Below are 26,911 nucleotides of genomic sequence, written 5' to 3' on the forward strand. Positions count from 1 at the left end.
CCCTCGTGAAGCGCGGGATGATCCCCGCGCCGCGGGGGAAGACGACAGCCCTATTCCCCGGCCCCTCACCCCCGGCCCCGGCGCAAAGGAAGACGCGCATGACCTCGCAGCCGACCCTGGCGACACCCGGAAGCGGTCCCGAACCAGGCGGACCCGATTCCGGCTCCGGTACCGGCACCGGACTCCAGGCGGGACTCAAGAACCGCCACCTCACGATGATCGCGATCGGCGGCGTGATCGGCGCCGGTCTCTTCGTCGGCTCCGGTACCGGCATCGCCACGACCGGGCCCGGCATCCTGCTGTCGTACGCGCTCGTCGGCGTCCTCGTGGTGCTGGTGATGCGGATGCTCGGCGAGATGTCCGCCGCCAACCCGACCTCGGGTTCGTTCTCGGCCCACGCCGACCGGGCGCTCGGCCGCTGGGCCGGGTTCTCCATCGGCTGGCTGTACTGGTTCTTCTGGGTGGTCGTGCTGGCGGTCGAGGCGACCGCGGGGGCGACGATCCTGGCGGGCTGGGTCCCGGCGGTCCCACAGTGGGGCTGGGCCCTGATCGTCATGCTGGTCCTCACCGCGACCAACCTGGCCTCGGTCGGCTCCTACGGCGAGTTCGAGTTCTGGTTCGCCGGGATCAAGGTCGTCGCGATCACGATCTTCATCATCGTCGGCGGGCTGGCCGTCTTCGGGGTGCTGCCCGGCGTCCACAGCGACCGGGCGGGGCTCGGCAACCTCAGCGAACACGGCGGCTTCCTGCCGCACGGGCCCGGCGCGATCCTCACCGGTGTGCTGCTGGTCGTCTTCTCCTTCATGGGCAGCGAGATCCCGACCCTGGCCGCCGGCGAGTCCGAGGACCCGCAGCGGGCGGTGACCAAGGCGACCAACAGCATCATCTGGCGGATCGCCGTGTTCTACCTGGGCTCGATCTTCGTCGTCATCTGCCTGCTGCCGTGGAACGACAAGTCGATCACCGACGACGGCAGTTACGTCGCCGCCCTGGACTCGCTCGGCATCGCGCACGCCGGACAGGTCATGAACGTCGTCGTGCTGACCTCGGTGCTGTCCTGCCTCAACTCCGGCCTCTACACCGCCTCCCGCATGGCGTTCTCGCTGGGCGAGCGGGGCGACGCGCCGAAGGCGTTCGCCCGGACCACACATCGGGGCGTGCCGCGCACGGCGATCATCGCCTCGGTGCTCTTCGGGTTCGTCGCGGTGTTCTTCAACTACGAGTTCCCGGACTCGGTCTTCCTGTTCCTCGTCAACTCCTCCGGTGCGGTCGCGCTGTTCGTGTGGCTGGTGATCTGCTTCTCCCAGCTGCGGATGCGGCGCATCATCCAGCGCGAGGCGCCGGAGCGGCTGGTCGTGCGGATGTGGCTGTACCCGTATCTGACATGGGCGACGGCCGCGCTGATCGTCTTCGTCCTCGGCTACATGCTGACCGACACCGAGCACGACGGGCGCGAGACGGTACTGCTGTCCCTGCTGGTGGCGGCGGTGGTGCTGGTCGTCGCGGTGGTGAAGGAGCGAGTGCGCGGGCGGCGCGAGGCCGTGGACGCCTGACGGGCGCGGAACACGCGGGAGGGGCGGGAGCCGTGCTCGGCTCCCGCCCCTCTCCGTCGTCATCCGCCGCCGTACGGACCCGCCGTACGGGACCGCCGTACGGGACCGCCGTACGGGACCGCCGTACGGGACCGCCGTACGGGACCGCCGTACGGGACCGCTTTGCGACTCGCCGTGCGAGCCGGCCGCACGAGCCCCCGTGCGGCTTCCGGGTCAGCGCCGTCCGGCCAGCCGCCAGGCGGTCGGCAGCGCGCCCATCGCCAGCGCGGCCTTGAGCGCGTCGCCGATCAGGAACGGGGTGAGGCCGGCCGCGAGCGCGGCCGAGGCGGACATGCCGGTCGCCAGGGCCAGGTAGGGCACGCCGACGGCGTAGATGATCGCCTCGCCCACCAGCATCGTGCCGACGGTGCGCAGCGCCGAGCGGTCGCCGCCGCGGCGGGCCAGCGCGCCGACGGCCATGGCGGCGAGCAGCATGCCGAGGACGTAGCCGAAGGAGGGCGCGCCCGCGCCGGAGCCGCCGCCCGCGAACCACGGCACGCCGACGACGCCGGCCAGCGCGTACACCGCGAGGGAGAGGAAGCCGCGGCGGGCGCCGAGCGAGGTGCCGACCAGGAGCGCGGCGAAGGTCTGCCCGGTCACCGGCACCGGGGAGCCGGGGACGGGCACGGCGAGCTGGGCGGCGAGCCCGGTGAGCACGGCGCCGCCGGCCACGAGGGCGACGTCCCGGGCACGGGTGGAGGGGAGCAGGTCGGCGAGGACGTGACCGGGGCGGGCGAGGACGGCGGTGCTCATGGGGGACTCCGCGGGTGAGGACGGTTCGGGACACCGTGACGCTATCCGGTGGATGCCCGCCCCTACACCGTCACCGTCCGACAAAGCGGGGAACACGGCGTTGATGGACACCGCACAAAGACGGTGCCTCACACCTCGCCGGGCGTGACCCTGATCACGGAGGCGACGGCGATGCGGGTGTGCCGGGCGCACGCCGGCGGACTGTAGGGACCCGCCAACGGCGTCTGCCGCAACCGTCCACCCGCCCGGCCGACGGGCGCACCCGGCCGCCTCCGCCCGCCTGACACCAGGGCCTTGTTGTTGCTAGCGTGCAGTTGCAACTAATGTGCAATAAAGGCCGGAGGGGATCGATCCGCCATGCCCGTCTACACGCTGCCGGACCTGCCGTACGACTACGCGGCCCTCGCGCCCGTGATCAGCCCCGAGATCGTCGAACTGCACCACGACAAGCACCACGCGGGGTACGTCAAGGGCGCCAACGACACGCTGGAGCAGCTCGCCGAGGCGCGGGACAAGGAGCGGTGGGGTTCGATCAACGGCCTGGAGAAGAACCTGGCCTTTCACCTCTCCGGCCACATCCTTCACTCCATCTACTGGCGGAACATGACCGGCGACGGCGGCGGGGAGCCACTGGCGGCGGACGGCGTGGGCGAACTGGCCGACGCCATCACCGAGTCGTTCGGCTCGTTCGCCTCGTTCAAGGCGCAGCTCTCGAAGGCGGCGGCCACCACCCAGGGCTCCGGCTGGGGCGTCCTCGCGTACGAGCCGCTGAGCGGGCGGCTGATCGTCGAGCAGGTCTACGACCACCAGGGCAACGTGGGCCAGGGCGCCACGCCCCTTCTGGTCTTCGACGCCTGGGAGCACGCCTTCTACCTGCAGTACCGCAACCAGAAGGTCGACTTCGTGGAGGCGATGTGGCGGGTGGTGAACTGGCAGGACGTCGCCCGGCGTCACGCAGCGGCGAAGTCGCGCACGGATGTTCTGCTGCTCGCGCCCTGAGGGCACACTGAAGCGGCCTGCTCGTGATCGTCTTCTCACCGTTCACCGGGCAGGCGCACGGAGGAAACCCCCCGGGAGGACGTGACTCCCGGGGGGTTTCCCGCTGTGGGTGCCGGATCGCGTCCCCGGTCGGACCGATTCCGGGCTCCTGGCGCGGCGTCCCGCGACCGTACGCTGCCCCGAAGGCGGCGCGTCGGCACCGCCCGGAACTGGGGGGAGACGCCATGGCGTGGGTGCGCTGTCCGACATGTCCCGGGAGTGACCTGAAGTGGTTCCGGGACCTGAAGGAGAAGGAGTACGGCCCCGCGGAGGCCGTGGTGCTCGCGCTCTTCCCGGACGAGATGCCGTTCCGTCCGGCCGCCTACCAGCGCTGCACCCGCGGGAGCTGCCGGCGGGTGCAGCGCAAGGACCGCTGGAAGACGGGGGCGAGTCTGCCGGAGGGCCTCTGAGCGGACCATCGGCGGGGGTGCCGTCGCGGCCCGGCCCTCCCCGGGCGACGGCGCCCCCGCCGACGCGTCGCCGTGCGGCGCCCCGACCGCCCCCCCGTCAGAGGTTGCTGAAGTCGGGACCCTTGGTGCGGGTGCGCTTGATCTCGTAGAAGCCGGAGACCGAGGCGACGGCGAGCGTGCCGTCCCAGAGGCGGGCGGCCTCCTCGCCCTTCGGGGCGGGGGTGACCACCGGACCGAAGAAGGCGATCTCCTCGCCGTCCGGGCCGGGGAGCGCGATCACCGGGGTGCCCACCTCCTGGCCGACCTTGTCGATGCCCTCCTTGTGCGAGGCGCGCAGCTGCGCCTCGAACTCGAAGTCCTCCTGGTCGGCGTAGTCGATCAGCTCGGCCGGGAGGCCGGTGTCGGCGAGCGCCCCGACGACCGCCTCGCGGGTGGTGCCCTCGCCGCGGTTGTGGATGCGGGTGCCGAGCGCGGTGTAGAGCGGGCCGAGCACCTCGGGGCCGTGCTTCTGCCAGGCGGCGGTGACGACGCGGACCGGCAGCCAGGCGCGGGTGGTCATCAGCTCGCGGTAGCCGTCGCCCAGCGTGTCGAGCTTGTTCTCGTTGAGCACCGCCAGGCTCATGATGTGCCAGCGGATCTCGATGTCACGGACCTTCTCGACCTCCAGGACCCAGCGGGAGGTCATCCAGGCCCAGGGGCACAGGGGGTCGAACCAGAAGTCGACCGGAGTCCTGCCCGACGGGCCACCGGCGACCGTCGCGGCACCCGGGGCAGTCACGGCCGCCCCTGCCGTCCCTGGCGTCCCGGCCGTCCCGGCCGTCGCAGTGGTCGCTCCTGTCCCAGGCGCCTGACTCGTGTCAATGGCCTCGTGCGTTTCGTGCTTCTCGGACATGGGTCTCCTCGAAGAGCGGTCGTACGGCCGGACGCCGTACCCGGGGTGCCGAACGGGCCGTGGCGGCCCGGTGGGGATCTCGACGGTCTACTTTCCCGCAACATGACAGGCCGTACCGGACATTCCCCCGTGTCCGATGTCAGGGGCGCATGGCAGGATCGCTCCTGTACTCGTGTGTCCGGCATCCGAGACGGACCGCCGGACCATGTCACGCCACACCCGAGGGAGTGCCGCCCGTGCCCGGTGAGAACCTGTCCCGCGACGAGGCCCGGGAGCGGGCCGCCCTGCTGTCCGTCGACGGGTACGACGTGTCGCTCGACCTGCGCTCGGCGGTGGGCGACGCCCCCGCCGACGGGCCGCGCACGTTCCGTTCGGTCACCACGATCCGTTTCCGCTGTGCCGAGCCGGGCGCCACGAGCTTCGCGGACCTCATCGCCCCGGCCGTCACCGCGCTCTCCCTCAACGGGCGCGACCTGGACCCCGGCGAGGTCTTCGACGGCACCCGGATCCGGCTGGAGGACCTGGCCGCGGAGAACGAGCTGGTGGTGGACGCGCGGTGCGCCTACTCCCACACCGGCGAGGGCATGCACCGCTTCGTCGACCCGGAGGACGGCGAGGTCTACCTCTACACGCAGTACGAGCCCGCCGACTCCCGCCGTGTCTTCGCCAACTTCGAACAGCCGGACCTGAAGGCCCCGTTCCGCTTCGAGGTGGAAGCACCGGAGGGCTGGACGGTGTGGAGCAACGGCGTCGGGGACCTGCGGGACGAGGTGTGGCGCTTCGCCGAGACGAAGCCGATCTCGACGTACATCACCTGCGTCGTCGCGGGCCCGTACCACTACGTGACGGACCATTACGAGCGGACGTTCGAGGACGGCACCCGTCTGGAGATCCCGCTCGGCGCGCTGTGCCGCAAGGGCCTCGCCAAGCACTTCGACGCGGACGACGTCTTCCTCGTCACCAAGCAGGGCCTGGACTTCTTCCACGACCGCTTCGACCACCCGTACCCGTTCGGCAAGTACGACCAGGCGTTCGTGCCCGAGTACAACCTGGGGGCGATGGAGAACCCGGGTCTGGTGACCTTCCGCGAGGAGTACATCTTTCGCGGGAAGGTGACCCGGGCCTCGTACGAGGCCCGCGCCAACACGATCCTGCACGAGATGGCGCACATGTGGTTCGGCGACCTCGTGACCATGGAGTGGTGGGACGACCTGTGGCTGAAGGAGTCCTTCGCCGACTTCATGGGCGCGTTCGCCAACGTGGGCGCGACCCGCTTCAAGGACGCCTGGATCACGTTCGCCAACCGCCGCAAGGCGTGGGCGTACCGCGCCGACCAGCTCCCCTCCACCCACCCGATCACGGCGGACATCCGCGACCTGGAGGACGCCAAGCTCAACTTCGACGGCATCACGTACGCCAAGGGCGCCTCCGTGCTCAAGCAGCTCGTCGCCTACGTGGGCCAGGACGCCTTCCTGGAGGGCGCCCGTCGCTACTTCAAGCGGCACGCGTACGGCAACACCCGGCTCGGTGACCTGCTGGCGGTGCTGGAGGAGACCAGCGGGCGGGACATGGCCGAGTGGTCGCGCGCCTGGCTGGAGACGGCCGGCGTCAACTCCCTGACCCCGCAGGTGCTGTTGAGCACCGACGGGCGCGTGGAGGAGGTGGCGGTGGTGCAGGAGGCCGCCGAGTCGCATCCGACGATCCGCCCGCACCGGGTGGCGGTGGGCCTGTACCGCGACGAGGACGGGGCGCTCGTGCGGTACGCGCGCGCCGAGGCGGACGTCGCCGGGCCGCGCACGGTCGTCGCCGAGCTGGCGGGCGCCCAGGCACCGGACCTGGTGCTGGTCAACGACGACGACCTGACGTACTGCAAGATCCGCTTCGACGAGACCTCGCTGGCCACGCTGCGCGGCCGCCTCGGCGACCTCACCGACCCCCTCGCTCGGGCGCTGTGCTGGTCGGCGCTGTGGAACCTGACGCGGGACGCGCTGCTGCCCGCACGGGACTTCGTCGACCTGGTGCTGCGGTTCGCGGGCCGAGAGTCCGACATCGGCGTGCTGCAGATGCTGCACGCGTGGGCCGAGTCCGCGCTGACGCACTACGCCGCGCCCGAATGGCGGGAGACGGGCGCCCGACTGCTGTCCGAGGGTGCGCTGCGCGAGCTGCGGGCGGCGGAGCCGGGCAGTCAGCACCAGCTCACCTGGGCGCGGTTCTTCGCGGCGGCCGCCGCCGGGGAGGCGGACTGCGCCGTGCTGCGCGGGCTGCTCGACGGCACGGAGAAGATCGACGGCCTGGAGGTGGACCAGGAGCTGCGCTGGGCGTTCCTGGAGCCGCTCACCGCGCACGGCGCCGTGGACGAGGCGGTACTCGCGGCGGAGCTCGCCCGCGACGACACCGCGTCCGGCAAGCGGCACGAGGTGCGGTGCCTGGCGGCGCGGCCCTCGGCCGGGGTCAAGGCGCGGGCGTGGGAGCAGGTGGTGGAGTCGGAGACGCTGTCCAACGCGCTGGTGGAGGCGACGATCGCGGGGTTCGCGCAGCCGTCCCAGCGGGAACTGCTCGCGCCGTACGCCGAGCGGTACTTCGAGGTGATCGAGCGGGTGTGGGCCGAGCGGTCGATCCAGATCGGCATGGACGTGGTCCGCGGACTGTACCCCTCGCTCCAGGCGTCGGAGGAGACGCTGACGGCGACAGACGCGTGGCTGTCCGCCCACGAGGACGCCGCCCCGGCGCTGCGCCGCCTGGTCCTGGAGGCGCGGGACGACCTGGCGCGCGGCCTGCGCGGCCAGTCCTGCGACGCGGCCGCCGCCGGCTGACCGGGGGGCGGAGCCACCCCGGCGCCCCCGGCCGCCTCATCCGCCCCGACCGACGCGGCCGCCCCGGGCCGCGCGGCCTGGGGCGGCCCGCCGCGCGAGCGGTGGGTACCTCCGGCCGAGAGACGGGGGCCTCGGGCCCAGAGGTGAGGACCGCCGCCCGAGTCCGGGGCCGTCGGCCGAGAGGCGGGGGCCGCCACCCGAACATGAGATCTGTCGCCCGGACTAAGGCCGCCGGCCGAGCGGAGGCGCCGGCCGAGCGCGGGCCGGCCGCCGCGCGGGAGGGCGTCAACCCGTCGTGGACCAGTGGGTGTTACGCAACCCTGACGCCTGGGCCGTAACCCGGGGGGCCGCCCGGTCGGACCAGCCTCTTCAGGGGCCGAACAGCTGTCCGCCAGGGCCTGCTTGTCCTGGTTCGTCGACGGACGCGTAACAGCGGTTGGCAGGGCGATCCGGCCCGGGAAACTCCCCCGCATGACGCACAACACCCCCCTCTCCCCCCGCCCGCTCCAGCACCTCTGCGACACCCGCCCGCGCGTGCTGTCCGCCGCCCAGCTCCGCGCCCACGGCGTCGGGGCCGCCGAGACCGACGGGCGGTGCCGGCCCGGCGGCCCCTGGCAGCAACTGCTGCCGGGGGTCGTCCTGTTGCACCCCGGCCCGCCCACCTCGGAGGAGCGGCTGCACGCGGTACTGCTCTACGCCCACCGCGCGCGGGCCGCCGACGGTGCCGGCCGGGCCGCCCCCGGCATTCCGCCGCAACCGGGCTCGGACGAGGCCCAGGAGTCGGGCCCCGGCCCGCGCCCGGTGCCGGAGGCCGAGGCGATGGTCACCGGGCTCGCCGCGCTCACCCTGCACGGTTTCACCGCCTCCCCGCCGCTGCCGTCCCTGGACCGCATCGACGTCCTGGTCCCCCGCACCCGCCGGCTGCGCAGCGTGGGGTGCGCGCGGATCCTGCGCACCTCCGTGCTGCCGATCGCCGAGCGGGTCACCGGCGTCCCCGTCGCCCCGGTGCCGCGCGCCCTGGCCGACGCGGTGGCGCACCTGTCGGACGCCACCACCGTGATCCGGCTGCTGACCGAGGCAGTCCGCGGCGGCCACTGCGAACCGGCCGCCGCCGTCCGGGAGTTGACGCAGGCACGGCTGCTGAACCGGCCGCACGTGGTGGACGCCGTGGACGCGCTCCTCGCCGAGGGCCGGACCCTCGCCGAGGAGCGGCTGTACCGGATGGTCGAGGAGTACGGGCTGCCGGACCCGGTGTGGAACGTGGACCTGCGCCTGCCCGGCGGCCCGCACCTGGGCGGCGTGGACGCCTACTGGCCGCACGCCGCGGTCGCCGTGGAGCTGGACACCCGCGCCCCGCGCCACGGCGGTTCACCGGGCGTCGCCCGCCCGCACGAGGACGCCGCGTGGTCGGCGCACGCCCGCAAGCGGGAGGACCTGGAGCGGCTCGGCGTCACCGTCGTCCACCTCACGCCGAAGAAGCTGCGGGACGCGATGGAGCAGCAGGCGACGGTGGTCCGCACGGCACTGATGGCCGCGGCGGACCGGAAGCCGCCCGCGTACATCGTGGTGCTGCCCAGGTGAGCGCGCTACGCCTTCTTCAGGACGAGTTCCGTGTTGCGGTCCCGGGCGCCGCCCGACAGGGTCGCGCGGGAGCCGGGGGCGTTGAAGGCGAGTTCGCGGTAGAGGGCGGCGAGGCCGGTCTGGGTGAGGTCGGCGAAGTCCGTTCGGTGCGGGGCGGCGGACTCGACGAGCGTGGTGAACAGGCTGAGCGTGCCGTCCTTGTTGTCGGCCACCTCGATCACCCTGGCGAGCTGGGGGAAGTCGACGTGGGAGGCGGTGGAGACCTCCCAGAAGGAGCCGTTGCCGGAGAAGCGGTGCGGGGTGATGTCGTTCTTGTGGCTGTGGCCGTTGATCCAGGCCAGTACGTTGGGGTGGCGGCCGAGCGCGGCGACCAGCTCGTCGCCGCCGTGCCGCTTCTCGTCCGGGCGGCCGGGGTCGGTGCGCAGGTTGCGCATGGTCTTGCTGGTGTGGTGGCTGAAGACGAGGACGTGGGAGTCCCGGTTCTCGCTCAGCGTCCGCTCCAGCCAGCGCAGTTGGGCCGTGCCGATCGAGCCCTCGTAGTGGCCGCCGGGGTCGGTGGTGTCGAGGCTGACGCCGAGGACGTCGTCGCCGATGCGGAAGGCGTAGTACTGGGTGCCGGCGTCGACGTTGGCCTGCGTGTAGCCGTGGCCGACGGGGCCGGGGCCGGTGTGCGCCGGGTCCAGGTGGGCCTTGAGGTACTCGGCGGGGGTGAAGGGGGCGCGTGCCTCGTCGGCGGTGACCGCGCGCATGTGGCGTGCCTGGGACCTCAGCAGGTCGCGGAAGGCGGCGCCGGTGGGGTCGCCGCCGTGCCGCACGTTGTCCCAGACGGCCTTGCCCGCGTGCTCGTCCAGGCTCATCAGTTTGCGTCCGCCGACGGCGAACTCGGCGAACCAGGAGTCGCCCGGGGCATAGCAGCCGCCGGGCAGGGCGTCGTGATTGCCGACGGTGGAGTACCACGGGAGGTTCAGGCCGGGGCTGTTGACCTCGGCGATCGCGGCGGCGAGGAAGCCGTCGAGGCGGGGGAAGCCGTGCTGCTTGTCGATGTCGCGCAGGGCGGCGTCCGGCTGCCAGTACAGCTTCAGACCGCTGTTCTGGACGCCCTCGTAGTGGCGGGGGTCACCGGAGTTGGGGGTGACACGGCCGCCGCTCATCACCTTCAGGAACCAGTCCAGTTCCGTGCGGGAGTTGTTGTCGCAGTTGTCGCCGGTCGTCATCACGAAGTGCAGCGGCGAGCCGGTGGCGGGGGCGCCGCGCAACGCGTTGACGCGTTCGACGAGGGAGGCGGCGCCGGCCACGGACAGGGCCTCCTGCGGGCGCCAGGCGCTGGAGGTCTGGGCGCGCAGGTACTCGTAGCGCAGGGGGTGCTGGACGTCGACCAGGTGCAGGTCGGTGAACTGGACGAACGCCGCGAGCGTCGTACGCCGGGCCGCCCGGCCGGAGGCGGGGGCGGCGAGGTCGGTGCGGACGACGCGGGGCCAGGCGGGGCCGTCGCCGAGGCGGCGGTAGCCGGTGTTGCTGCCGACGGGAGTGGCGACGGTGGCCAGGGTGGTGCCGCGGGTGTAGGGGGCGAGGGGTGGGGCGGCTGCCGGGCGGCCGTGCGCGGCGGGCCACGGTTCGGCGGCTCCGGCGGCCGCCCTGTCGGGCCGCAGGGCGAGGCCGATGCCGACGGAGGTGGTGGCCGCGGCGGCGGTGGCGAGGAGGGTGCGACGGGTGGGGGCGAATGCGGCGGGGGCGGGGGGTGCGGTGGCTGAGCGCTGGCGCGGCATGGCGGGATCTCCCCGGGGGCGAACGCATCGACGGTGGCGCGGGGTTCGCCTGCGCGAACCTTCCGCTCACCGGGATGCTTGGCACCGGGGGTGGCGACGGCGTGAACGGCACGGCAACGTTGCGGCGCCCTCAGGAGTTTTTTCGCCCTCGCCGCTCCTGCCCTTCCCCTCCCTCAAGGGGCTCCGCCCCTTGAGGGAGGGGTGCCGCCGGGGGTCTGGGGCGCAGGTTTTCGGCATAGTCGCGTGACGTTCGGTGTGTGATCAGTTGAGGCTGAGGAGTGCGAGGGTACGACGGGGATCGCGGGCGTTGTGCCGGAAAGTGGCCGCGATGTTGTTGGCTCCAGCTGTTCGGAGGGCTCCACTGGCACGGTGTGCCGGGTGGCCATCGGGCGTGGGGCGCGTTTGCCGGTCCGTACTTGTGGGGCGTCCTCGGCGAAGGTTGCTGTCACGGACGTGGTGCAGGGCCTCGATCTTCCAGTGGTCGCGGACGAGCCGCGCGAGTTGGGATATGTGCGGAGCTTCTTCTGGTTGCCGTCCACGGCCAGACCGCGCAACGCGGTGGCCCCGGTCGTCTTCGGCTGGCGGTCCGCGAGCCAGCTTCCGACCACGCCCACCGCCAGCAGTGAGGTCGCTCCGCCAGCACCGCACACGCGGTGGGTGCGAGTACGACGGCCAGGCGGTGGCGCACCCTAGTCGGTCCGCCACTTCGGCCAGCCACTCCAGCAGGCTCGGAACTTCCTCCGGGCCGACCTGTGGCTTTCACGCAGTCGGTCAAGGGCCGGCGGGATCAACGATGATGCGTCGGCAGCCACGGTCTTCCACACGGATCACGGAGCGTAGAGGTCTCCCGGGACGAAGCAACGCTCCAACTGCGCAAGTGAGAGTCGCAGTTGGAGCGTTGTGCTGTGTCTGCCGTACGGTCTGCGAAATGGGTCGGGTAGGGAAGGCGGGGGCGAGGAATCCTTACGGTGAACCCATCGCTCGGCCCGTCGGAGGGCGGTCGCGCCAGAGGCGCAGAGCCGTGTCCACGTAAGGGACACGGGTCAACAAGCCCACTGACGACAGCTTGTGCCACGCCGCCAGGTCCGTCGACCCGTCGACCTCCGACCGCAGCTCACCGCCGGTGATGCGCACCTCGTACATCACCCGCACCGCCTGGTGGTCGACCGCGGACCGCCGCCAGCCCCGCCGTGGGATCACCCGCCGCGCCGACTCCACCCCCAGCAAGGCCACCGGCTCCACCTGGTACCCCGTCTCCTCCTCCACCTCCCGCACCACCGTCCCGTACGGGTCCTCCCCGTGCTCCATTCCTCCGCCCGGCAGCGTCCACCGGCGGGGCCCGCCCGCTCCGGTCCACCGCGCCAGCAGGATCCGCCCGTCCCGGACACACACGGCGTACGCCGCCACCCTCACGTTCCTCCGCATGCGACGACGGTAGGACCCCACGGCCGAAAGCCCACCGCCACCCGAACGGAACCACCCGCTTTGCCCGCTAGCTCCCCGATGGCGTATGGCGGAAGTACGCCATGCACGGGTCACCTCTCGGTCGACACTCCCCAAACAACCCCCGCTCGGGTAGAGCTGAGCGGCCCACTTCGGTTCGGTTGGCCTACAAGGGATGCTGATGACCTCCGCCCCTCAGCGCGTCCCCATACACATCGGCCGCGAGAAGACGCGCGGTCCGCGTCGCCGTGGCCGCCGGCCTGGTGGCCGCGTTCTCCGCGACCGGGCCGATACCTCTGGCCGTCGCGGCGGGCCGCACCTCCACCGCCGCGTCCGACCCGGTCGGGGCCGCCCCCGTCAAGTCCGGTCCCGCCAAGCTCGGTTCGGACGTCGCCGACCTTCCGGCCGGGCCGAGGCGGTCGGCGACTCGGAGGAGTCGGTGCCGGTGGCGGAGCCGGCCGCCGGGACGTACACGGTCGAGGTCGTCGGCTACTCGGCGCCGGACGGGACCACCGAGTACGACTACCGGGACGTGTTCTCGTCCTCGCTCGGCACGGTGACGGTGGACTCCTCGGCACGGGCGCGTCGGTGACGGTGGACGCGCAGGTCACGGTGGCGGCCGCGGCGCCCGAGGGCCGGGAGTTCTTCGGCCGGGTGCAGTTGGTCAACGCCCGGGGCACGGTGGCCGGGACCGGCAACGTGAGCATCGGGAAGGTGGCGCCGTAACCGCACCACGCGGTGGGACACGGAGGTCTTCCCCCGTTCCCCGCCCGTTCACGGGGCGCGCAGGCCCCGGTCGACGAAGTCGACGAGCCACTCGAAGCTCTCGTCGAGGTCGGTGCTCCACCGGAAGCCGCCCGCCGCCTGCAGGGTGGCGAAGCCGTGGAACAGGCTGCGCAGCATCCGCAGGGCGTGGGTGTCGTCGGACTCGGCCAGGTCGTAGCCGCGCAGCACGGCGATCAGCGCGTCGAGCAGCCGTCGGCCGCCGGCGGTCAGCGGGTCGTCGGGGCCGGTGGGTTCCATGCCGATCGTCGCGGCGTACCGGCCGGGGTGGTCGAGGACATAGGTGCGGAAGGCGCGGGCCGCCGCGGCCAGGGCGTCCCGGCCGGCGTACCCCTGGATCGCGGCGCCGACCGCGGCGCCGGCCTCGCTCAGCGCGAGGGCGGCGATGCGCCGGTTGAGGTCCTCCTGCCCGGTCACGTGCTTGTACAGGGAAGGCGTGCGCACGCCCAGCCGTTCGGCCAGCAGGCCCATCGTGAGGCGGCCCGCGCCGACCTCGTCGGCGAGTGCGGCGCCCGCCGCGACGACTGCCGCCGTGTCGAGTCCCGCCCTAGGCACGGGCGGCCTCCGCGCGGAGGAAGGGCAGCAGGAGCGCTGCCACCCGCTCGGGGTACTGGTCGTGCGCGTAGTGTCCGGCGCCCTCGATCATCTCCAGCCGGCCCAGCCCGTCCGGCAGCGCCGCGACGATCGCCTCGCCCTCGGCGTGCGGGTCGGCCCAGTCCGGGTCGAGGGTGCCCTCGACGACCAGCACCGGGCAGCGCACGTTGCCGAGCTGCTCCCCGGCGTCGGTGGGGGTGCTGCGGCCCATGCCCCGCAGGGCCTTCATCCGGCCCGGCTCGCGCATCATCGCCTCGATCCGGGCGATCCGCTCCGCCCAGTCGGCCGGCCGGACGCCGGGGTAGGCCACCTCCAGGTACGCGCGCCACAGCCGCAGGCTGCCGAACAGTCCGGCGCCGATCAGCCGCAGGCTGCCCTTCCGGAACCGCCTCACCCTGAAGTCGCCGAGCCTCACCGACTGCTTGCGGGTGAACGGCGCCAGTTCGACGACGGCGTCGATCAGCTCGGGCTCCCGCGCGGCGGCGATGGTGGCGGCACCGCCGGAGAAGGAGTGCCCGACGAGCACGGCGGGCCCGCCGAGGTGCCGGACGAGGGCGAGCAGGTCGCCGGCGACGTCGGTGCGGCTCCAGGAGGCCCAGCCGGTGCTGGACTCGCCGCACCCGCGCAGGTCGACGGCGGCGACGCGGTACCCGGCGGCCACGAGCCGGGGGGCCAGGGCCCGGTACGCGTGCCGGCTGTCCCCCACCCCGTGCGCCAGCACGACGAGGGGGCCCTGCCCCGCCACCTCGTAGGCGAGGGTTCCACCTTCCACGGCGAGAAACTCGGTCATGACCCGTCCTCCAGGCGTTTGGCTAATGCGATTAACTAAAAGCTAATGCCATTAACCAAACCTGTCAATCGCCCGTCCCGCGCCGGGCGATCGGCAGGGTCGCCACGCCCGAGGAGCGGGCGGCCGCGTCCCACTCCCCGAGCGGGACGGCAAAGGATTGGACACGCGGCCCGGGCACCACCGCATGATGGGACCAACGCCGAACAACGTCGCGTACCGCCGAGAAGCAGGGAGACACCGTGAGGGTCGGAATCGTCGGAGCCACCGGACAGGTCGGCACGGTCATGCGCAGGATCCTGGTGGAGCGCGACTTCCCGGTCACCGAGCTGCGGCTGTTCGCCTCGGCCCGCTCGGCCGGCTCGGTCGTCGACGGCATCACGGTGGAGGACGCCGCGCAGGCCGACTACACCGGCCTGGACATCGTGCTGTTCTCCGCGGGCGGCGCCACCTCCAAGGCGCTGGCCGAGAAGGTCGCCTCCCAGGGCGCCGTCGTGATCGACAACTCCTCGGCGTGGCGCCGCGACCCGGACGTACCCCTGGTGGTCTCCGAGGTGAACCCGCACGCGGCGCTGAACCGCCCCAAGGGGATCATCGCCAACCCGAACTGCACCACGATGGCCGCGATGCCCGTCCTCAAGCCGCTGCACGAGGAGGCGGGGCTTCAGGCGCTGGTCGTCGCCACCTACCAGGCGGTGTCCGGTTCCGGTCTCGCGGGCGTCGCCGAGCTGCACGGGCAGGCACAGAAGGTGGTCGCGGAGGCCGACAGGCTGACGCACGACGGCTCGGCCGTGGACTTCCCCGAGCCGAACGTCTACAAGCGCCCCATCGCCTTCAACGTGCTGCCCTTCGCCGGCAACCTGGTCGACGACGGCCTGAACGAGACCGACGAGGAGCAGAAGCTCCGCAACGAGTCCCGCAAGATCCTGGAGATCCCGGACCTCAAGGTCTCCGGCACCTGTGTGCGCGTGCCGGTCTTCTCCGGCCACTCCCTCCAGGTCAACGCCCGCTTCGCCCGCCCCGTCAGCGCCGAGCGCGCCACCGAGCTGCTGGGCGGCGCCCCCGGCGTGGCCCTCTCCGACATCCCCACCCCGCTGCAGGCCGCCGGCCAGGACCCCTCCTACGTGGGCCGCATCCGTGCGGACGAGACGGTGGACAACGGGCTGGCCCTCTTCATCTCCAACGACAACCTCCGCAAGGGCGCGGCGCTGAACGCCGTGCAGATCGCGGAACTGGTCGCGGCGGAGCTGAACGAGAAGGCCGCGCAGCGGTAGAGGTTCAGCAGCCGGGCCGTCCGGCCCGACGGATGACCGGGGTCCCGCCGCCGCAGGGCGGACGGGGCCCCGTCCTCGTGCCGCCCGCTCCGTCATGCGGCTCGCCCGTACCGTCCGGGGTGGCCGGGAGGGGTTTCCCCTCGTCGGCCGCGATCACGGCAGGGCTTTCCCTCGACGTGTCCGGCCGGCCGGCCCTTCCACGAACTCCCGGCAGCCATCGCCGTACCGATCGTGGAAGGATGACGGAACCGACACATATGGAGGAGATGACCGCGTGCCTGGCACCAACCTGACCCGCGAAGAGGCACGGACGCGGGCGAAGCTGCTCACCGTCGACTCCTACGAGATCGACCTCGACCTCTCGGGCGCCCAGGAGGGGGGGACCTACCGGTCCGTGACCACGGTGCGCTTCGACGTGGCCGAGTCCGGCGCGGACTCGTTCGCCGACCTGATCGCCCCGGCCGTGCACGAGGTGACCCTCAACGGTGACGCGCTGGATCCCGCCGAGGTCTTCGCCGACTCCCGGATCGCGCTGCGCGGGCTGCTGGAGGGCCCCAACGTCCTGCGGGTCGTGGCCGACTGCGCGTACACCAACACCGGCGAGGGCCTGCACCGGTTCGTCGACCCGGTCGACGACCAGGCCTACCTCTACACCCAGTTCGAGGTGCCCGACGCCCGCCGGGTGTTCGCCAACTTCGAGCAGCCGGACCTGAAGGCGACCTTCCAGTTCACCGTGCGGGCGCCCGAGGGCTGGACCGTCATCTCCAACTCGCCGACGCCCGACCCCAGTACCGTCAGCGACAACCTCTGGGTGTTCGAGCCGACGCCGCGCATCTCGACGTACATCACCGCGCTGATCGTCGGCCCGTACCACAGCGTGCACAGCGTCTACGAGAAGGACGGGCAGTCCGTCCCGCTCGGCATCTACTGCCGGCCCTCGCTCGCCGAGTTCCTCGACGCGGACGCGATCTTCGGCGTGACCCGGCAGGGCTTCGACTGGTTCCAGGAGAAGTTCGACTACGCGTACCCGTTCAAGAAGTACGACCAGCTCTTCGTACCGGAGTTCAACGCGGGCGCGATGGAGAACGCGGGCGCGGTCACCTTCCGCGACCAGTACGTCTTCCGCTCCAAGGTGACGGACGCGGCGTACGAGGGCCGGGCCGCCACGATCCTGCACGAGCTGGCCCACATGTGGTTCGGCGACCTGGTCACCATGGAGTGGTGGAACGACCTGTGGCTGAACGAGTCGTTCGCCACCTACGCCGAGGCCGCCTGCCTCGCGCACGCGCCGGGCACGAAGTGGCCGCAGTCGTGGACCACCTTCGCCAACCAGATGAAGACCTGGGCGTACCGGCAGGACCAGCTCCCCTCCACGCACCCGATCATGGCGGAGATCAACGATCTCGAGGACGTGCTCGTCAACTTCGACGGCATCACCTACGCCAAGGGCGCCAGTGTGCTCAAGCAGCTCGTGGCGTACGTGGGCATGGACGAGTTCTTCCAGGGCGTGCAGGCGTACTTCAAGCGCCACGCGTACGGCAACACGCGCCTGTCCGACCTGCTGGGCGCGCTGGAGGAGACCTCCGGGCGCGACCTGAGCACCTGGTCGAAGAAGTGGCTGCAGACGGCCGGAATCAACATCCTGCGCCCCGAGATCGAGACCGACGCCGAGGGTGTCATCACCTCCTTCGGCGTCCGCCAGGAGGCCCCGGCGCTGCCCGCCGGCGCGAAGGGCGAGGCCGTGCTGCGGCCGCACCGCATCGCGATCGGCCTCTACGACGTCGACGGGACGACGGGCAAGCTGGTGCGCGCCGAGGACGGCCGGATCGAGCTGGACGTCGACGGCGAGCTCACCGCCGTGCCGCAGCTGGTGGGCCGGCGCCGCCCGGCGGTCGTCCTGCTCAACGACGACGACCTGTCGTACGCCAAGGTCCGCCTCGACGAGGAGTCGCTGGCGTTCGTCACCGAGCACCTGGGCGACTTCGAGTGGTCGCTGCCGCGCGCCCTGTGCTGGGCGTCGGCGTGGGACATGACCCGCGACGGCGAACTCGCCGCCCGCGACTACCTGTCCCTGGTGCTGTCCGGCATCGGCAAGGAGTCCGACATCGGTGTGGTGCAGTCGCTGCACCGCCAGGTCAAGCTCGCCGTCGACCTGTACGCCGACCCCGGCGCCCGCGAGGCGCTGCTCACCCGGTGGACCGATGCCACGCTGGCCCACCTGCGGTCGGCCGAGGCGGGAAGCGACCACCAGCTCGCCTGGGCGCGCGCGTTCGCCGCGACCGCCCGTACGCCGGAGCAGCTCGACCTGCTGGAGGCGCTGCTCGACGGTTCGCACACCGTGGAGGGCCTGACCGTTGACACCGAGCTGCGCTGGGCGTTCGTGCAGCGCCTGGCGGCGGTCGGGCGGTTCGACGAGAACGAGATCGCCGGCGAGTACGAGCGGGACCGCACGGCGGCCGGTGAGCGGCACGCGGCGAGTGCGCGGGCGGCGCGGCCGACCCAGGAGGCCAAGGCGGAGGCGTGGGCCTCGGTCGTGGAGTCCGACAAGCTGCCGAACGCGGTGCAGGAGGCGGTGATCGCGGGGTTCGTGCAGACGGATCAGCGGGAGCTGCTGGCGCCGTACGTGGACCGGTACTTCGCGGCGGTCGAGGACGTGTGGGAGTCGCGGTCCTACGAGATGGCGCAGCAGGTGGTCGTGGGGTTGTACCCCTCGGTGCACGTCACGCGGGAGACGCTGGAGAAGACGGACGCGTGGCTGGCTTCGGCGGGGCCGAACGCGGCGCTGCGGAGGCTGATGTCCGAGGCGCGGGCCGGGGTGGAGCGGGCGTTGCGGGCGCAGGGGGTGGACGCGGGGGCCGGGCGGTAGGGGTTTTCGCCCCCCGCCGCCCTTACCCTTCCCGTCCCCCGGGGGCTCCGCCCCCGGACCCCCTGGGGACGCGCGGTTCCCCGCGCCCCTTCATGGGCCGACGTGGGTCGCGAGGATGTCCTTCAACCGGGCCGCGGACGCGGGTGCGTTCGCGGCCCAGGCCGTGTGGCCGTCGGGGCGGACCAGGAGGGTGGTGCGGCGGGGGCTCGTCCAGTGCCGGACCGCGAGGCGGTCCTCGCGGCCGGCGGTGCCGGGTGTCTCCTCGCCGCGCGGCAGGACCAGCACGAAGCGGCCCCCGCGCAGGGACTCGTACAGCCGGGTGCCGCCCTCCAGGGCGACGTCCGGGACCCGCCTGCCGGTCAGCCGGTGGGCGCCGCGCGGGGCGGCGTAGGCGTGGTCGATGCCGGTGACCTGGCCGGCGAGACGCCGGCGGGCGGGGCCGCAGTGGTCGAGGAAGGTGGTCAGACCGGCGCGCAGTGCGCGGGTCCACGGCCGCTTGGCCATCGCCAGCCGCACGATGCCGCCGCTGCTGCGCAGGACCGCCCGGCCGACCGGGTGCCGTTCGGCCTGGTAGGTGTCGAGCAGGCCGGGGCCGGCGTGGCCGTGCAGCACCGCGGCGAGTTTCCAGCCGAGGTTGGCGGCGTCCTGCAGCCCGGTGTTCATGCCCTGCCCGCCGGCCGGGGTGTGCACGTGGGCGGCGTCCCCGGCGAGGAAGACCCGGCCGACCCTGTAGTCCGGTACCTGCCGTTCGTCGCTGTGGAAGCGGGACATCCAGCGGGCGTCGCGCATGCCGTAGTCGTGGCCGAGGGCGAGCCGGGTGATCTCCTTGACCTCGTCCAGACCGAGCGGCGCGGTGTCGGCGACGTCGCGCCCCCGCCGCCAGCCGATCATGCGGTGGTAGCCGTCGCCGAACGGGGCGAGGAAGGCGAAGGCGTCGCCGTTCGCGTTGACGGTGAGGAGGTTCTCCGGCTCCTCGCCGAGCCGTACGTCGGCCAGCACGACGGAGCGGATGACCGAGCGGCCCGGGAACGGCAGCCCCACCGCCTGCCGCACCGCGCTGCGCATCCCGTCCGTCCCGACGGCGTACTCCGCGCGCAGCGGCTCCCCCTCGTCCTCCCCGCCGGGACCGCGCACCGTGAGGGTGACGCCGTCGCCGTCCTGCGCGAGGCCGGTCACCTCGGTGTCGTACCGGAAGGCCACCCCGGCCTCCTCGGCGCGCCGCAGCAGCACCTTCTCCACCTCGTACTGCGGAACGACGAGCAGGTGGTTGAAGCGGGAGGGGAGTTCGTCGAGGCGGACGGAGAGGCGGCCGAAGAGGCCGATGTCGGCGAGTTGCCGCCCGGTGGCCTCCATGTCGTCGGCGATCCCGCGGGCGTCGAAGTGTTCCAGCGTGCGGGCGTGCAGGACGAAGGCGCGGGAGAGGTTGCTGATCCGCCGCGGGCGCTTCTCGACGAGGGTGACGGGGACCCCGGCGAGGGCGAGGTCCCCGGCGAGCAGCAGCCCGGTCGGCCCGGCGCCGACGACGAGCACGCGGGGGGCGGGAACGGGAACGGGGCTGGTACGGGTGGTGCGGGACTGGTCCGTCATGACTGCCTCACCAAGGTCTGCGCGTCCGCGCCTGTAGGCCAACGGGTGTGGGCCAACGCTTGTTCGCCAACTTAGGGGCGAACGGCCGGGACGTCAACAGTTGTTGGCAAACATGCGTGGACCTATGTGCGCCGGCCTGCGCCGTGGAAACGCGACGAGGGAGCCCGCGCACCGTGTGGTGTGCGGACTCCCTCGACGGAAGGGTCGCGTCGACCGGGCCGTGCCGGTCCCGTCGCGTCAGCCCTTGGGTCAGTTCGGCGGCGTCAGCGCTGCTCCTGCTTGTGGGACTTGTCCAGGACCATCACCAGGCCGGCGATGACCGCGAACAGCACGAGCGGCGCGGCGACGTAGAGTCCCAGCGTCTCGCCGACGCTGAGGCCCTGGCCGGGGTCGTCGCCGTCGTCGCGGGCCAGCGCGAGCGCGGGGGACGACATGAGCAGCATCATCAGCGTCGTACCGGCGGCCAGGGCGCCGGCGCGCAGGGCGTTCTTCTTGTCCACGGTGCAAACGTAGCGAACGGCCGCACGCCCCGCGCGCCCGGGGTGCCGTACGGCACGCGGCCGGGCCCGGCGGGCCGCGCCGGCGTCGCCGCTCCGGTCACCGCTCCCCCCGCTCGCGCAGTACGTCCGTCAGCGCGCGGACGCGGGGGGAGGCGGCCAGCTCCTCCAGCGTGACCGGGCGGCCGTCGGCGTCGGCGATCGGCAGCCGCCAGTTGGGGTACTGGTCCCAGGTACCGGGCAGGTTCTGCGGGCGCCGGTCGCCGACCCCGTCGGGGAGCCAGACGCCGACCAAGCGGGCCGGGGTGCGCATCAGGAACCGGTGCAGTGCCTGGATCTCGGCCTCCTCCCGCAGCTCGGGCAGCCCGCCGCCGGCGCCCTCCAGCAGGCCGAGCCGGTCGAGCAGGGCCAGCCACTCGGCGACGTCCGCCGATGCCTCGGCGCGCTCCTCCTCCACCGGGCGGGTCAGCAGGCCGAGACGGTCGCGCAGGTCGACGTGGTCGCCGGTGAGGCGGGCGGCGGTGGAGGGCAGGTCGTGGGTGGTGGCGGTGGCCAGGCAGTCGGTGCGCCAGCGCTCGGGGGGCAGCGGGCGGCCGTCCCCGGTCCAGTCCCGCTCGAACCACAGGACGGACGTGCCGAGCACCCCGCGCCTCTGCAGCGCCTCGCGCACACCGGGCTCCACGGTGCCGAGGTCCTCGCCGATCACCAGGGCACCGGCCCGCGAGGCCTCCAGGACGAGGATCGCGAGCATGGCGTCGGCGTCGTAGCGGACGTAGGTGCCCTCGGTGGGCGGCTGCCCCTGCGGCACCCACCAGAGCCGGAACAGGCCCATGACGTGGTCGATGCGGAGGGCGCCGGCGTGCCGGAGGAGGGCCCGCAGCAGACGGCGGTAGGGGGCGTAGCCGGAGGCGGCCAGCCGGTCGGGGCGCCAGGGCGGCAGTCCCCAGTCCTGGCCGCGGGCGTTGAAGGCGTCGGGCGGGGCGCCGACCGACATGCCGGCGGCGAAGTGGTCGGCCTGCGCCCAGGCGTCGGCGCCGCCGGGGTGGACGCCGACGGCGAGGTCGTGCACGAGCCCGATCGCCATGCCGGCGTCGCGCGCGGAGCGCTGGGCGGCGGCGAGCTGGGCGTCGGTGAGCCAGGCGAGCCGGCTGTGGAAGTCGACCCGGTCGACGAGTTCGCCGCGCACCCGGGCGGTCTCGGCCGAGCGGGGGCCGCGAAGCGGCCGGGGCCACCGGTGCCAGTCGGGGCCGTGCACCTCGGCCAGCGCGCACCAGGTCGCGTGGTCCTCCAGGGCCTGGCCCTCCCGGGCGAGGAAGTCGGCGTAGGCGGCGCCGCGGCCGGGGCCGAGGGGGGCGGTGCGGATCTGTTCGAGGGCCTGCCGTTTCAGTTCCCAGACGGCGTCGCGGTCGATGAGCGCGTCCTCGTGCAGGACGGCGGCGCGCAGCCGGGCGGCCGCCGCGCGCAGTGCGGCGAGGCGGCCGGGGTCGTCGGCGTAGGGGTACTCGGGCACGTCCTCCACCCGCAGGTGGACCGGGTCGGGGTAGCGGCGGGAGGAGGGCCGGTACGGGGAGGGGTCGGTGGGTGCGCCGGGCACGGCCACGTGCAACGGGTTGACCTGCACGAATCCGGCGCCGAGCGTCCGGCCGGCCCAGGCGGTGAGCTCGGCGAGGTCGCCGAGGTCGCCCATGCCCCAGGAGCGCTCGGACAGCAGGGAGTAGAGCTGGACGAGGAGTCCGTGGGTGCGGCCGGGCGGGGCGGGCAGCCGGGGCGGGGCGACGACGAGGTGCGCGGTCGCGGTGCGGCCGTCCGGGGCGGTGGCGTGCAGCGTGTGCACTCCGGGCGGGAGGTCGTCGGCCCCGTCGCGGGATTCGCCCTGCTCGGTGTCGACGCGCAGCCGGGTGCCGGGTGGTAGCGCGGCGAGGGCGTCCGGCGCCGCCGACTCGTCCTCCGGGCCGGGCAGCCACCGCACGACCGTCGGCGGCAGCAGCCGCTCCCGCAGCTCTGCCTCGCGCGTGTCGAGGGCGCGGCGCACGGCGTCGGGGTCGCCCGCGTCGACGCCGAGGGCGGCCAGTGCGGCGCGCACGGCACGGTCCGAGGCGGCGACCGTACGGTCCGGGGAGGGGCGGTAGGAGGCGGCGACGCCGTGGAGGCCGGCCAGCCTGGCCAACGGGGTGTCGTCGGGGGGCGCCCCGGTCGGCGGCGTGCCCTCTGGTGCCGCCCTGGTCGGCGTGTCGCCGGACTCCGCCCCGGTCGGCGTCGCGTCGGGTTCGGCCCCCGTCGGCGTCTCGTCCCGCTCGGCCGGCGGCATCTACAGCTCCGAGGGGTCCGCGCACGCCCCGGTCGGTCCGGCGCCCACGACGGAGGGTTCGCTGGTCAGGGGGGCCGCGTCGGACAACGGCGGTTCGCTGGTGAGGGGTTCGAAGTCGGGCAGCGGCGGTTCGCTGGTCAGCGGCGCCTCGGCGCAGCTGCTCTCCGAGCTGAGCATGCACAGGTCGAGCACAGTGGGTTCGGTCGGCTCGGCGGGTTCGGCGGACTCGGCGGCCCCGGCGGACCGGTCCGCCGGGCGTTTGGACTGGGCGGGGAAGAGAAGGCGTACCGGTGCGGCCACGAGGGCCTCCTTGTCATCGGACGGTCCGGTGTGGGCGTGGCCCGTCGCGCGTGGCGGGTTGGCGGATGGGACTTAGCCCTACCCCGAGGGTGGACCCGCAGACGCAACTCACCGCACAACGTGCTCCGCGTCACACTTCCGGGTGCGCGGGACCCAACTATTCACTCAGTACATGTCGTAAGTACATACTGATCTTCATGAGCACCCGCCACATCCTGCTCGGGCTGCTCGCCGCGGGGCCGAGTCATGGCTACGACCTCAAGCGGCGGCACGACGAGCGCTTCCCCCAGGCACGTCCCCTGGCGTACGGGCAGGTCTACACGACGCTGCAACGGCTGGTCAGGGACGGCCTCGCCCAGGTCGAGGGGACCGATTCCGACGGCGGCCCCGAGCGCACCCTGTACCGCTCCACCGAGGCCGGCGGCCGGGAGCTGGCCCACTGGGCGGGAGCCGTCACTCCCCCGGCGCCGTTCGTGACGAACGAGATCTTCGCCAAGGTCGTCGTCGCGATCCTGGCCCCGGGCGACCCCGCCGGTTACCTGCGGGACCAGCGCGCCGCGCACATGGCGCGGATGCGTGAGCTCACCGCGGTGAAGACGGCACCCGGCGCCGATCTGGCGACCGTGCTCTCGGCCGACTACGCCCTCCACCACCTCGACGCCGACCTCCGCTGGATGACGACCACGGCGGCCCGGCTCACCACGTTGACCGCGGAGGTCCACGCGACATGAACAATCCACTCGGCACGGACAGTCCGCTCCTGGCGGGCCAGGACCTGACCAAGGCGCACGGCGCGACACCGGCGCTGCGCGGCGCCTCGATCGAGGTGCGCGCCGGCGAGATCGTCGCCGTCACGGGCCCCAGCGGCAGCGGCAAGTCCACGCTGTTGCACTGCCTCACGGGCATCACGCGTCCCGACTCGGGCGCGGTGCGCTACGGCGCCGAGCGCGTCGACCGGCTCCCGGAGCACCGGCTGAGCGAACTGCGGCGCACGGAGTTCGGGGTGGTGTTCCAGTTCGGCCAGCTCGTCCCCGAGCTGACGGCGGCCGACAACGTCGCCCTGCCGCTCCTGCTGGCGGGCGCCTCCCGCGCGACGGCGCGGGAACGGGCGGGCGAGTGGCTGGAGCGGTTCGGCGTACGCGGGCGGATGGAACTGCGGCCGGGCGAGCTCAGCGGCGGCCAGGCTCAGCGGGTGGCACTGGCCCGGGCGCTGGTCACGGCGCCGCGGGTGGTGTTCGCGGACGAGCCGACGGGCGCGCTGGACTCGCTGGCCACCGAGCAGGTGATGACGGCCCTGGTGCGCACGGCCCGCGAGGCGGGCACAGCGGTGCTGCTGGTCACGCACGACGCGCAGGTGGCGGCGTACGCGGACCGCGAGGTGGCGCTGCGGGACGGGGTCCTGGCGCACGAGCCGGGGTGGGCGTCCTCGCCGGTCACCGGATCCGGTGCCACGGCGGGGGCGGGCCGATGAGCACCCCGGGAGCGACGACGGTACGGGCCGACCTGCGGCTGGCCCACGCGCTGGTGCGCGGGTCCGACCGGCGGGAGTGGTGGCGGCTGCTGCTGACCGGAACGGGCGCCGCCCTCGTCGCCGGGTGCGCGTTGGCCGCGCTCGCCGTCGCGGGGCCGCGCGGGCAGGTGAGCGTGCCGTTCGCGCACGGTCTGCTGGACCGGCCCGGGGAGCGCCGCGGTGTGGTCGCCGCCCTGCTGCTCCTGCTGGTCCCGGTGCTCGTCCTCCTCGGCCAGTGCGCCCGGATCGGCGCGGTGCACCGGGACCGGCGGCTGGCCGCGCTGCGGCTGGCGGGCGCCCCCGCGCGCCGCGTGCGGCGGATCGCGGGGCTGGAGACGGGGCTCGCCTGCGCGGCGGGTTCCACGGCCGCCACCGTGTTCTGCGTCCTGCTCCTGCTGCGCGTCTGGCAGCGCCCGCCGGCCCTGATGTGGGCGGGGGCCGCGCTGGTCGCGGTGGCGGTGCCGGTACTGGGCGCGCTGGTGGCGGTCCTGGCGCTGCGGCGGGTGATCGCCTCGCCGTTGGGCGTCGTACGGCGGTCCCGGCCGCGTACCGGTCGGGGCCCCGCCCTGGTGTGCGCGGGTGCGGCGTCGGTGCTGTCGCTCGCGGCGCTCGGCCTGGTGACGGCGGGGGCCCGGCACGGTGCCGTGTGGACCGCGCTGCTGGTGTGCGCGGTGGTGACGTCGGCGGGCGCGGGCGCGGTCGGGCTGTCCGGGGTCACCGCCCGACTGGTGGGCCGACGGCTGGCCGGGCGCACCGGCCGCCCCGCGGTGCTGATCGCCGCCGGACGGCTGCGGCAGGACCCCTGGGCGGCGGCCCGCGCGCACGGGGCGGTGCTGCTGGTGACGGTGGTGGGGACCGGGTTCGTAGGCGTGCGCCGGGTGCTGCTCGACGGGCTGAGCGAGGGGGACACCGGTCGCGGGGCCGGGAACGCGTCGTTCTACACGGCGGGGTTGAACCTGACGGCCGCCGCGCTGTCGGCCGCCCTCGTGGTCGCGCTGATGGGGCTCGCGGTGCACATCGCCGAGCCGCCGGCCACGCGGCGGGGGGCGGCGGCCGCGCAGGTCGCGGCAGGGGTGCCGCGCGGGGTGCTGGTGCGGGCGCTGCTGCTGGAGACGGCGCTGCCGCTGGCGCCCGGGGTGGCTCTCGCCGGGGCCGGAGGCCTGGCGCTCGGCGGGGGGTACGCGGCGCTCGCGGGCGGCGGGGGCCTGCCGTGGGAGTCGCTCGCGGTGCCGGTGCTGGTGTGGGGCGCGTGCGTCGCCGCCGCGGCGACGGCCGTGCCGGGACTGAAGCGGGGGGTGCGGCCGGGAGAACTGCGCCACGAGTGACGGTGTGCGGCCGGGGCGGGGCCGGGGGCGTGCGTACGGGGTCCCCCGCACCCCGCCCCGCCTCCGCTTCCGTCCGAAGAAGCCGGGTCTCCGTCCGAGGGCCGGGTCTCCGTCCGAGGGGCCGGGTCTCCGTCCGAGGGGCCGGGTCTCCGTCCGAGGGGCCGGACGCCCTACGCCGAGATCCCGTCGATGCGGGCCAGCGCGTCGTCCGCCCCGTACGGTTGCAGGTACGGCAGCCAGCGGGGGTCACGGTGGCCGGTGCCGATGATGCGCCAGGCCAGTCCCGTCGGCGGGGCGGGCTTGTGCCGCAGGCGCCAGCCCAGTTCGACGAGGTGCCGGTCGGCCTTCACGTGGTTGCAGCGGCGGCAGGAGGCGACCACGTTGTCCCACGCGTGCTGTCCCCCGCGGCTGCGCGGAACGACGTGGTCGACGCTGGTGGCGATGCCCCCGCAGTACATGCACCGCCCTCCGTCGCGGGCGAACAGCGCCCGCCGGGTCAGCGGCACGGGCCCCCGGTAGGGAACCCGGACGAACCTCTTCAGCCGGACCACGCTGGGTGCGGGGACTGTGACGGTCGCGCTGTGCAGGAAGGCGCCGGACTCCTCGAGGCTGATGGCCTTGTTCTCCAGGACGAGGACGAGTGCGCGGCGGAGCGGTACGACGCCGAGGGGCTCGTACGACGCGTTGAGGACCAGGACATGCGGCACGGATGGCCTCCTTGGTACGCCGGCGGCGCGTGGCTCGCGCCGGGACGACAGGTAGTCAGTCTCCCCTCATGGCTGCGGGAAGCGC

The 26,911-nt window shown here is 73.6% G+C and carries 21 protein-coding genes and 1 pseudogene; 11 read left to right on the top strand and 11 right to left on the bottom strand.

The genetic code is table 11. The features are described from left to right. The first annotated feature begins 98 nt into the window (after window positions 1–98). Window positions 99–1,553 (top strand): amino acid permease, encoded by a 1,455-nt coding sequence (locus QFZ64_RS12460; RefSeq protein ID WP_307065076.1) that lies wholly within the window; start codon window positions 99–101, stop codon window positions 1,551–1,553. A gap of 213 nt (window positions 1,554–1,766) precedes the next feature. On the opposite strand, the gene QFZ64_RS12465 is transcribed toward QFZ64_RS12460, so the two are convergent. Then, complete coding sequence (locus QFZ64_RS12465; protein WP_307065077.1) at window positions 1,767–2,345, bottom strand: biotin transporter BioY; 579 nt, start codon at window positions 2,343–2,345, stop codon at window positions 1,767–1,769. 357 nt (window positions 2,346–2,702) lie between these two features. On the opposite strand from QFZ64_RS12465, the gene QFZ64_RS12470 reads away from it, so the two are divergent. Then, window positions 2,703–3,344, top strand: coding sequence for a superoxide dismutase (locus tag QFZ64_RS12470; protein WP_307065078.1), 642 nt, complete (start codon window positions 2,703–2,705; stop codon window positions 3,342–3,344). A gap of 224 nt (window positions 3,345–3,568) precedes the next feature. Beyond that, window positions 3,569–3,793, top strand: coding sequence for a hypothetical protein (locus QFZ64_RS12475; protein WP_307065080.1), 225 nt, complete (start codon window positions 3,569–3,571; stop codon window positions 3,791–3,793). Between the two features lie 97 nt (window positions 3,794–3,890). Here the strand turns inward: QFZ64_RS12475 and QFZ64_RS12480 are convergent, their stop codons facing one another. Further along, window positions 3,891–4,685, bottom strand: coding sequence for a disulfide bond formation protein DsbA (locus QFZ64_RS12480; RefSeq protein WP_373430594.1), 795 nt, complete (start codon window positions 4,683–4,685; stop codon window positions 3,891–3,893). Between the two features lie 236 nt (window positions 4,686–4,921). Between QFZ64_RS12480 and pepN (QFZ64_RS12485) the strand changes: the two genes are divergently transcribed. Both pepN (QFZ64_RS12485) and QFZ64_RS12490 read left to right on the top strand, forming a co-directional pair. Beyond that, window positions 4,922–7,498: an aminopeptidase N gene (gene pepN, locus QFZ64_RS12485; protein WP_307065081.1), complete on the top strand. Its 2,577-nt coding sequence runs from the start codon at window positions 4,922–4,924 to the stop codon at window positions 7,496–7,498. Window positions 7,499–7,969: 471 nt separating this feature from the next. Beyond that, window positions 7,970–9,079, top strand: a complete 1,110-nt coding sequence (locus tag QFZ64_RS12490; RefSeq protein ID WP_307065082.1) for a hypothetical protein — start codon at window positions 7,970–7,972, stop codon at window positions 9,077–9,079. A 5-nt stretch (window positions 9,080–9,084) separates the two neighbouring features. Here QFZ64_RS12490 and QFZ64_RS12495 read toward each other — a convergent pair whose 3' ends face one another. Beyond that, complete coding sequence (locus tag QFZ64_RS12495) at window positions 9,085–10,845, bottom strand: TIGR03767 family metallophosphoesterase (protein ID WP_307065090.1); 1,761 nt, start codon at window positions 10,843–10,845, stop codon at window positions 9,085–9,087. Between the two features lie 963 nt (window positions 10,846–11,808). Then, window positions 11,809–12,270 carry an NUDIX hydrolase gene (locus tag QFZ64_RS12500; protein WP_307065092.1) on the bottom strand — a complete coding sequence of 154 codons (462 nt, stop codon included), beginning with the start codon at window positions 12,268–12,270 and terminating at the stop codon, window positions 11,809–11,811. 433 nt (window positions 12,271–12,703) lie between these two features. On the opposite strand from QFZ64_RS12500, the pseudogene QFZ64_RS12505 reads away from it, so the two are divergent. Further along, a pseudogene (locus QFZ64_RS12505) lies at window positions 12,704–13,014 on the top strand (hypothetical protein); the annotation flags it as partial. 48 nt (window positions 13,015–13,062) lie between these two features. On the opposite strand, the gene QFZ64_RS12510 reads toward QFZ64_RS12505, so the two are convergent. Together QFZ64_RS12510 and QFZ64_RS12515 are read right to left on the bottom strand one after the other, a co-directional pair. Beyond that, complete coding sequence (locus QFZ64_RS12510) at window positions 13,063–13,626, bottom strand: TetR/AcrR family transcriptional regulator (protein ID WP_307065094.1); 564 nt, start codon at window positions 13,624–13,626, stop codon at window positions 13,063–13,065. Beyond that, window positions 13,619–14,455 (bottom strand): alpha/beta fold hydrolase, encoded by an 837-nt coding sequence (locus QFZ64_RS12515; protein WP_307065097.1) that lies wholly within the window; start codon window positions 14,453–14,455, stop codon window positions 13,619–13,621. Before QFZ64_RS12515 ends, QFZ64_RS12510 begins: the two co-directional genes overlap by 8 nt. A 239-nt stretch (window positions 14,456–14,694) precedes the next feature. Between QFZ64_RS12515 and QFZ64_RS12520 the strand changes: the two genes are divergently transcribed. Both QFZ64_RS12520 and pepN (QFZ64_RS12525) read left to right on the top strand, forming a co-directional pair. Next, a complete protein-coding gene (locus QFZ64_RS12520; RefSeq protein ID WP_307065099.1) occupies window positions 14,695–15,726 on the top strand; it encodes an aspartate-semialdehyde dehydrogenase in 1,032 nt (343 codons plus the stop codon). Window positions 15,727–16,000: 274 nt separating this feature from the next. Beyond that, a complete protein-coding gene (pepN, locus tag QFZ64_RS12525; RefSeq protein ID WP_307065101.1) occupies window positions 16,001–18,592 on the top strand; it encodes an aminopeptidase N in 2,592 nt (863 codons plus the stop codon). Window positions 18,593–18,682: 90 nt separating this feature from the next. Here the strand turns inward: pepN (QFZ64_RS12525) and QFZ64_RS12530 are convergent, their stop codons facing one another. The 4 genes from QFZ64_RS12530 to QFZ64_RS12545 all read right to left on the bottom strand — a co-directional run bounded on the left by QFZ64_RS12530 (window position 18,683) and on the right by QFZ64_RS12545 (window position 23,284). Continuing rightward, window positions 18,683–20,179 (bottom strand): FAD-dependent monooxygenase, encoded by a 1,497-nt coding sequence (locus QFZ64_RS12530; RefSeq protein WP_307065103.1) that lies wholly within the window; start codon window positions 20,177–20,179, stop codon window positions 18,683–18,685. A 263-nt stretch (window positions 20,180–20,442) separates the two neighbouring features. Beyond that, window positions 20,443–20,679 (bottom strand): hypothetical protein, encoded by a 237-nt coding sequence (locus QFZ64_RS12535; protein WP_307065105.1) that lies wholly within the window; start codon window positions 20,677–20,679, stop codon window positions 20,443–20,445. A gap of 97 nt (window positions 20,680–20,776) precedes the next feature. Continuing rightward, window positions 20,777–22,984, bottom strand: coding sequence for a 4-alpha-glucanotransferase (gene malQ / locus QFZ64_RS12540; protein WP_307065107.1), 2,208 nt, complete (start codon window positions 22,982–22,984; stop codon window positions 20,777–20,779). Then, window positions 22,985–23,284, bottom strand: coding sequence for a hypothetical protein (locus QFZ64_RS12545; RefSeq protein ID WP_307065109.1), 300 nt, complete (start codon window positions 23,282–23,284; stop codon window positions 22,985–22,987). It lies immediately after the preceding gene. 197 nt (window positions 23,285–23,481) lie between these two features. Here QFZ64_RS12545 and QFZ64_RS12550 point away from each other — a divergent pair, with 197 nt between their 5' ends. From QFZ64_RS12550 to QFZ64_RS12560, 3 genes are read left to right on the top strand one after another with little or no spacing between them, the layout of a single operon-like run. After that, entirely contained in the window at window positions 23,482–24,015 is a 534-nt protein-coding gene (locus QFZ64_RS12550; RefSeq protein ID WP_307065111.1) for a PadR family transcriptional regulator, read from the top strand. After that, window positions 24,012–24,755 (top strand): ABC transporter ATP-binding protein, encoded by a 744-nt coding sequence (locus QFZ64_RS12555; protein WP_307065113.1) that lies wholly within the window; start codon window positions 24,012–24,014, stop codon window positions 24,753–24,755. The genes QFZ64_RS12550 and QFZ64_RS12555 overlap by 4 nt, the downstream gene beginning before the upstream one ends. After that, window positions 24,752–26,119, top strand: a complete 1,368-nt coding sequence (locus QFZ64_RS12560; protein WP_307065115.1) for an ABC transporter permease — start codon at window positions 24,752–24,754, stop codon at window positions 26,117–26,119. The genes QFZ64_RS12555 and QFZ64_RS12560 overlap by 4 nt, the downstream gene beginning before the upstream one ends. Window positions 26,120–26,289: 170 nt before the next feature. Here QFZ64_RS12560 and QFZ64_RS12565 read toward each other — a convergent pair whose 3' ends face one another. Continuing rightward, window positions 26,290–26,826, bottom strand: a complete 537-nt coding sequence (locus QFZ64_RS12565) for an HNH endonuclease (RefSeq protein WP_307065117.1) — start codon at window positions 26,824–26,826, stop codon at window positions 26,290–26,292. Window positions 26,827–26,911: the final 85 nt, after the last annotated feature.

Source organism: Streptomyces sp. B3I8 (genome assembly GCF_030816915.1).
GTDB lineage: Bacteria > Actinomycetota > Actinomycetes > Streptomycetales > Streptomycetaceae > Streptomyces.

Coding starts and splice junctions, on each gene's coding strand:
- QFZ64_RS12460 (WP_307065076.1), top strand. CDS start 99: ATGACCTCGCAGCCGACCCTGGCGACACCCGGAAGCGGTCCCGAACCA.
- QFZ64_RS12465 (WP_307065077.1), bottom strand. CDS start 2,345: ATGAGCACCGCCGTCCTCGCCCGCCCCGGTCACGTCCTCGCCGACCTG.
- QFZ64_RS12470 (WP_307065078.1), top strand. CDS start 2,703: ATGCCCGTCTACACGCTGCCGGACCTGCCGTACGACTACGCGGCCCTC.
- QFZ64_RS12475 (WP_307065080.1), top strand. CDS start 3,569: ATGGCGTGGGTGCGCTGTCCGACATGTCCCGGGAGTGACCTGAAGTGG.
- QFZ64_RS12480 (WP_373430594.1), bottom strand. CDS start 4,685: ATGTCCGAGAAGCACGAAACGCACGAGGCCATTGACACGAGTCAGGCG.
- QFZ64_RS12490 (WP_307065082.1), top strand. CDS start 7,970: ATGACGCACAACACCCCCCTCTCCCCCCGCCCGCTCCAGCACCTCTGC.
- QFZ64_RS12495 (WP_307065090.1), bottom strand. CDS start 10,845: ATGCCGCGCCAGCGCTCAGCCACCGCACCCCCCGCCCCCGCCGCATTC.
- QFZ64_RS12500 (WP_307065092.1), bottom strand. CDS start 12,270: ATGCGGAGGAACGTGAGGGTGGCGGCGTACGCCGTGTGTGTCCGGGAC.
- QFZ64_RS12515 (WP_307065097.1), bottom strand. CDS start 14,455: ATGACCGAGTTTCTCGCCGTGGAAGGTGGAACCCTCGCCTACGAGGTG.
- QFZ64_RS12530 (WP_307065103.1), bottom strand. CDS start 20,179: ATGACGGACCAGTCCCGCACCACCCGTACCAGCCCCGTTCCCGTTCCC.
- malQ (WP_307065107.1), bottom strand. CDS start 22,984: ATGCCGCCGGCCGAGCGGGACGAGACGCCGACGGGGGCCGAACCCGAC.
- QFZ64_RS12550 (WP_307065111.1), top strand. CDS start 23,482: ATGAGCACCCGCCACATCCTGCTCGGGCTGCTCGCCGCGGGGCCGAGT.
- QFZ64_RS12555 (WP_307065113.1), top strand. CDS start 24,012: ATGAACAATCCACTCGGCACGGACAGTCCGCTCCTGGCGGGCCAGGAC.
- QFZ64_RS12560 (WP_307065115.1), top strand. CDS start 24,752: ATGAGCACCCCGGGAGCGACGACGGTACGGGCCGACCTGCGGCTGGCC.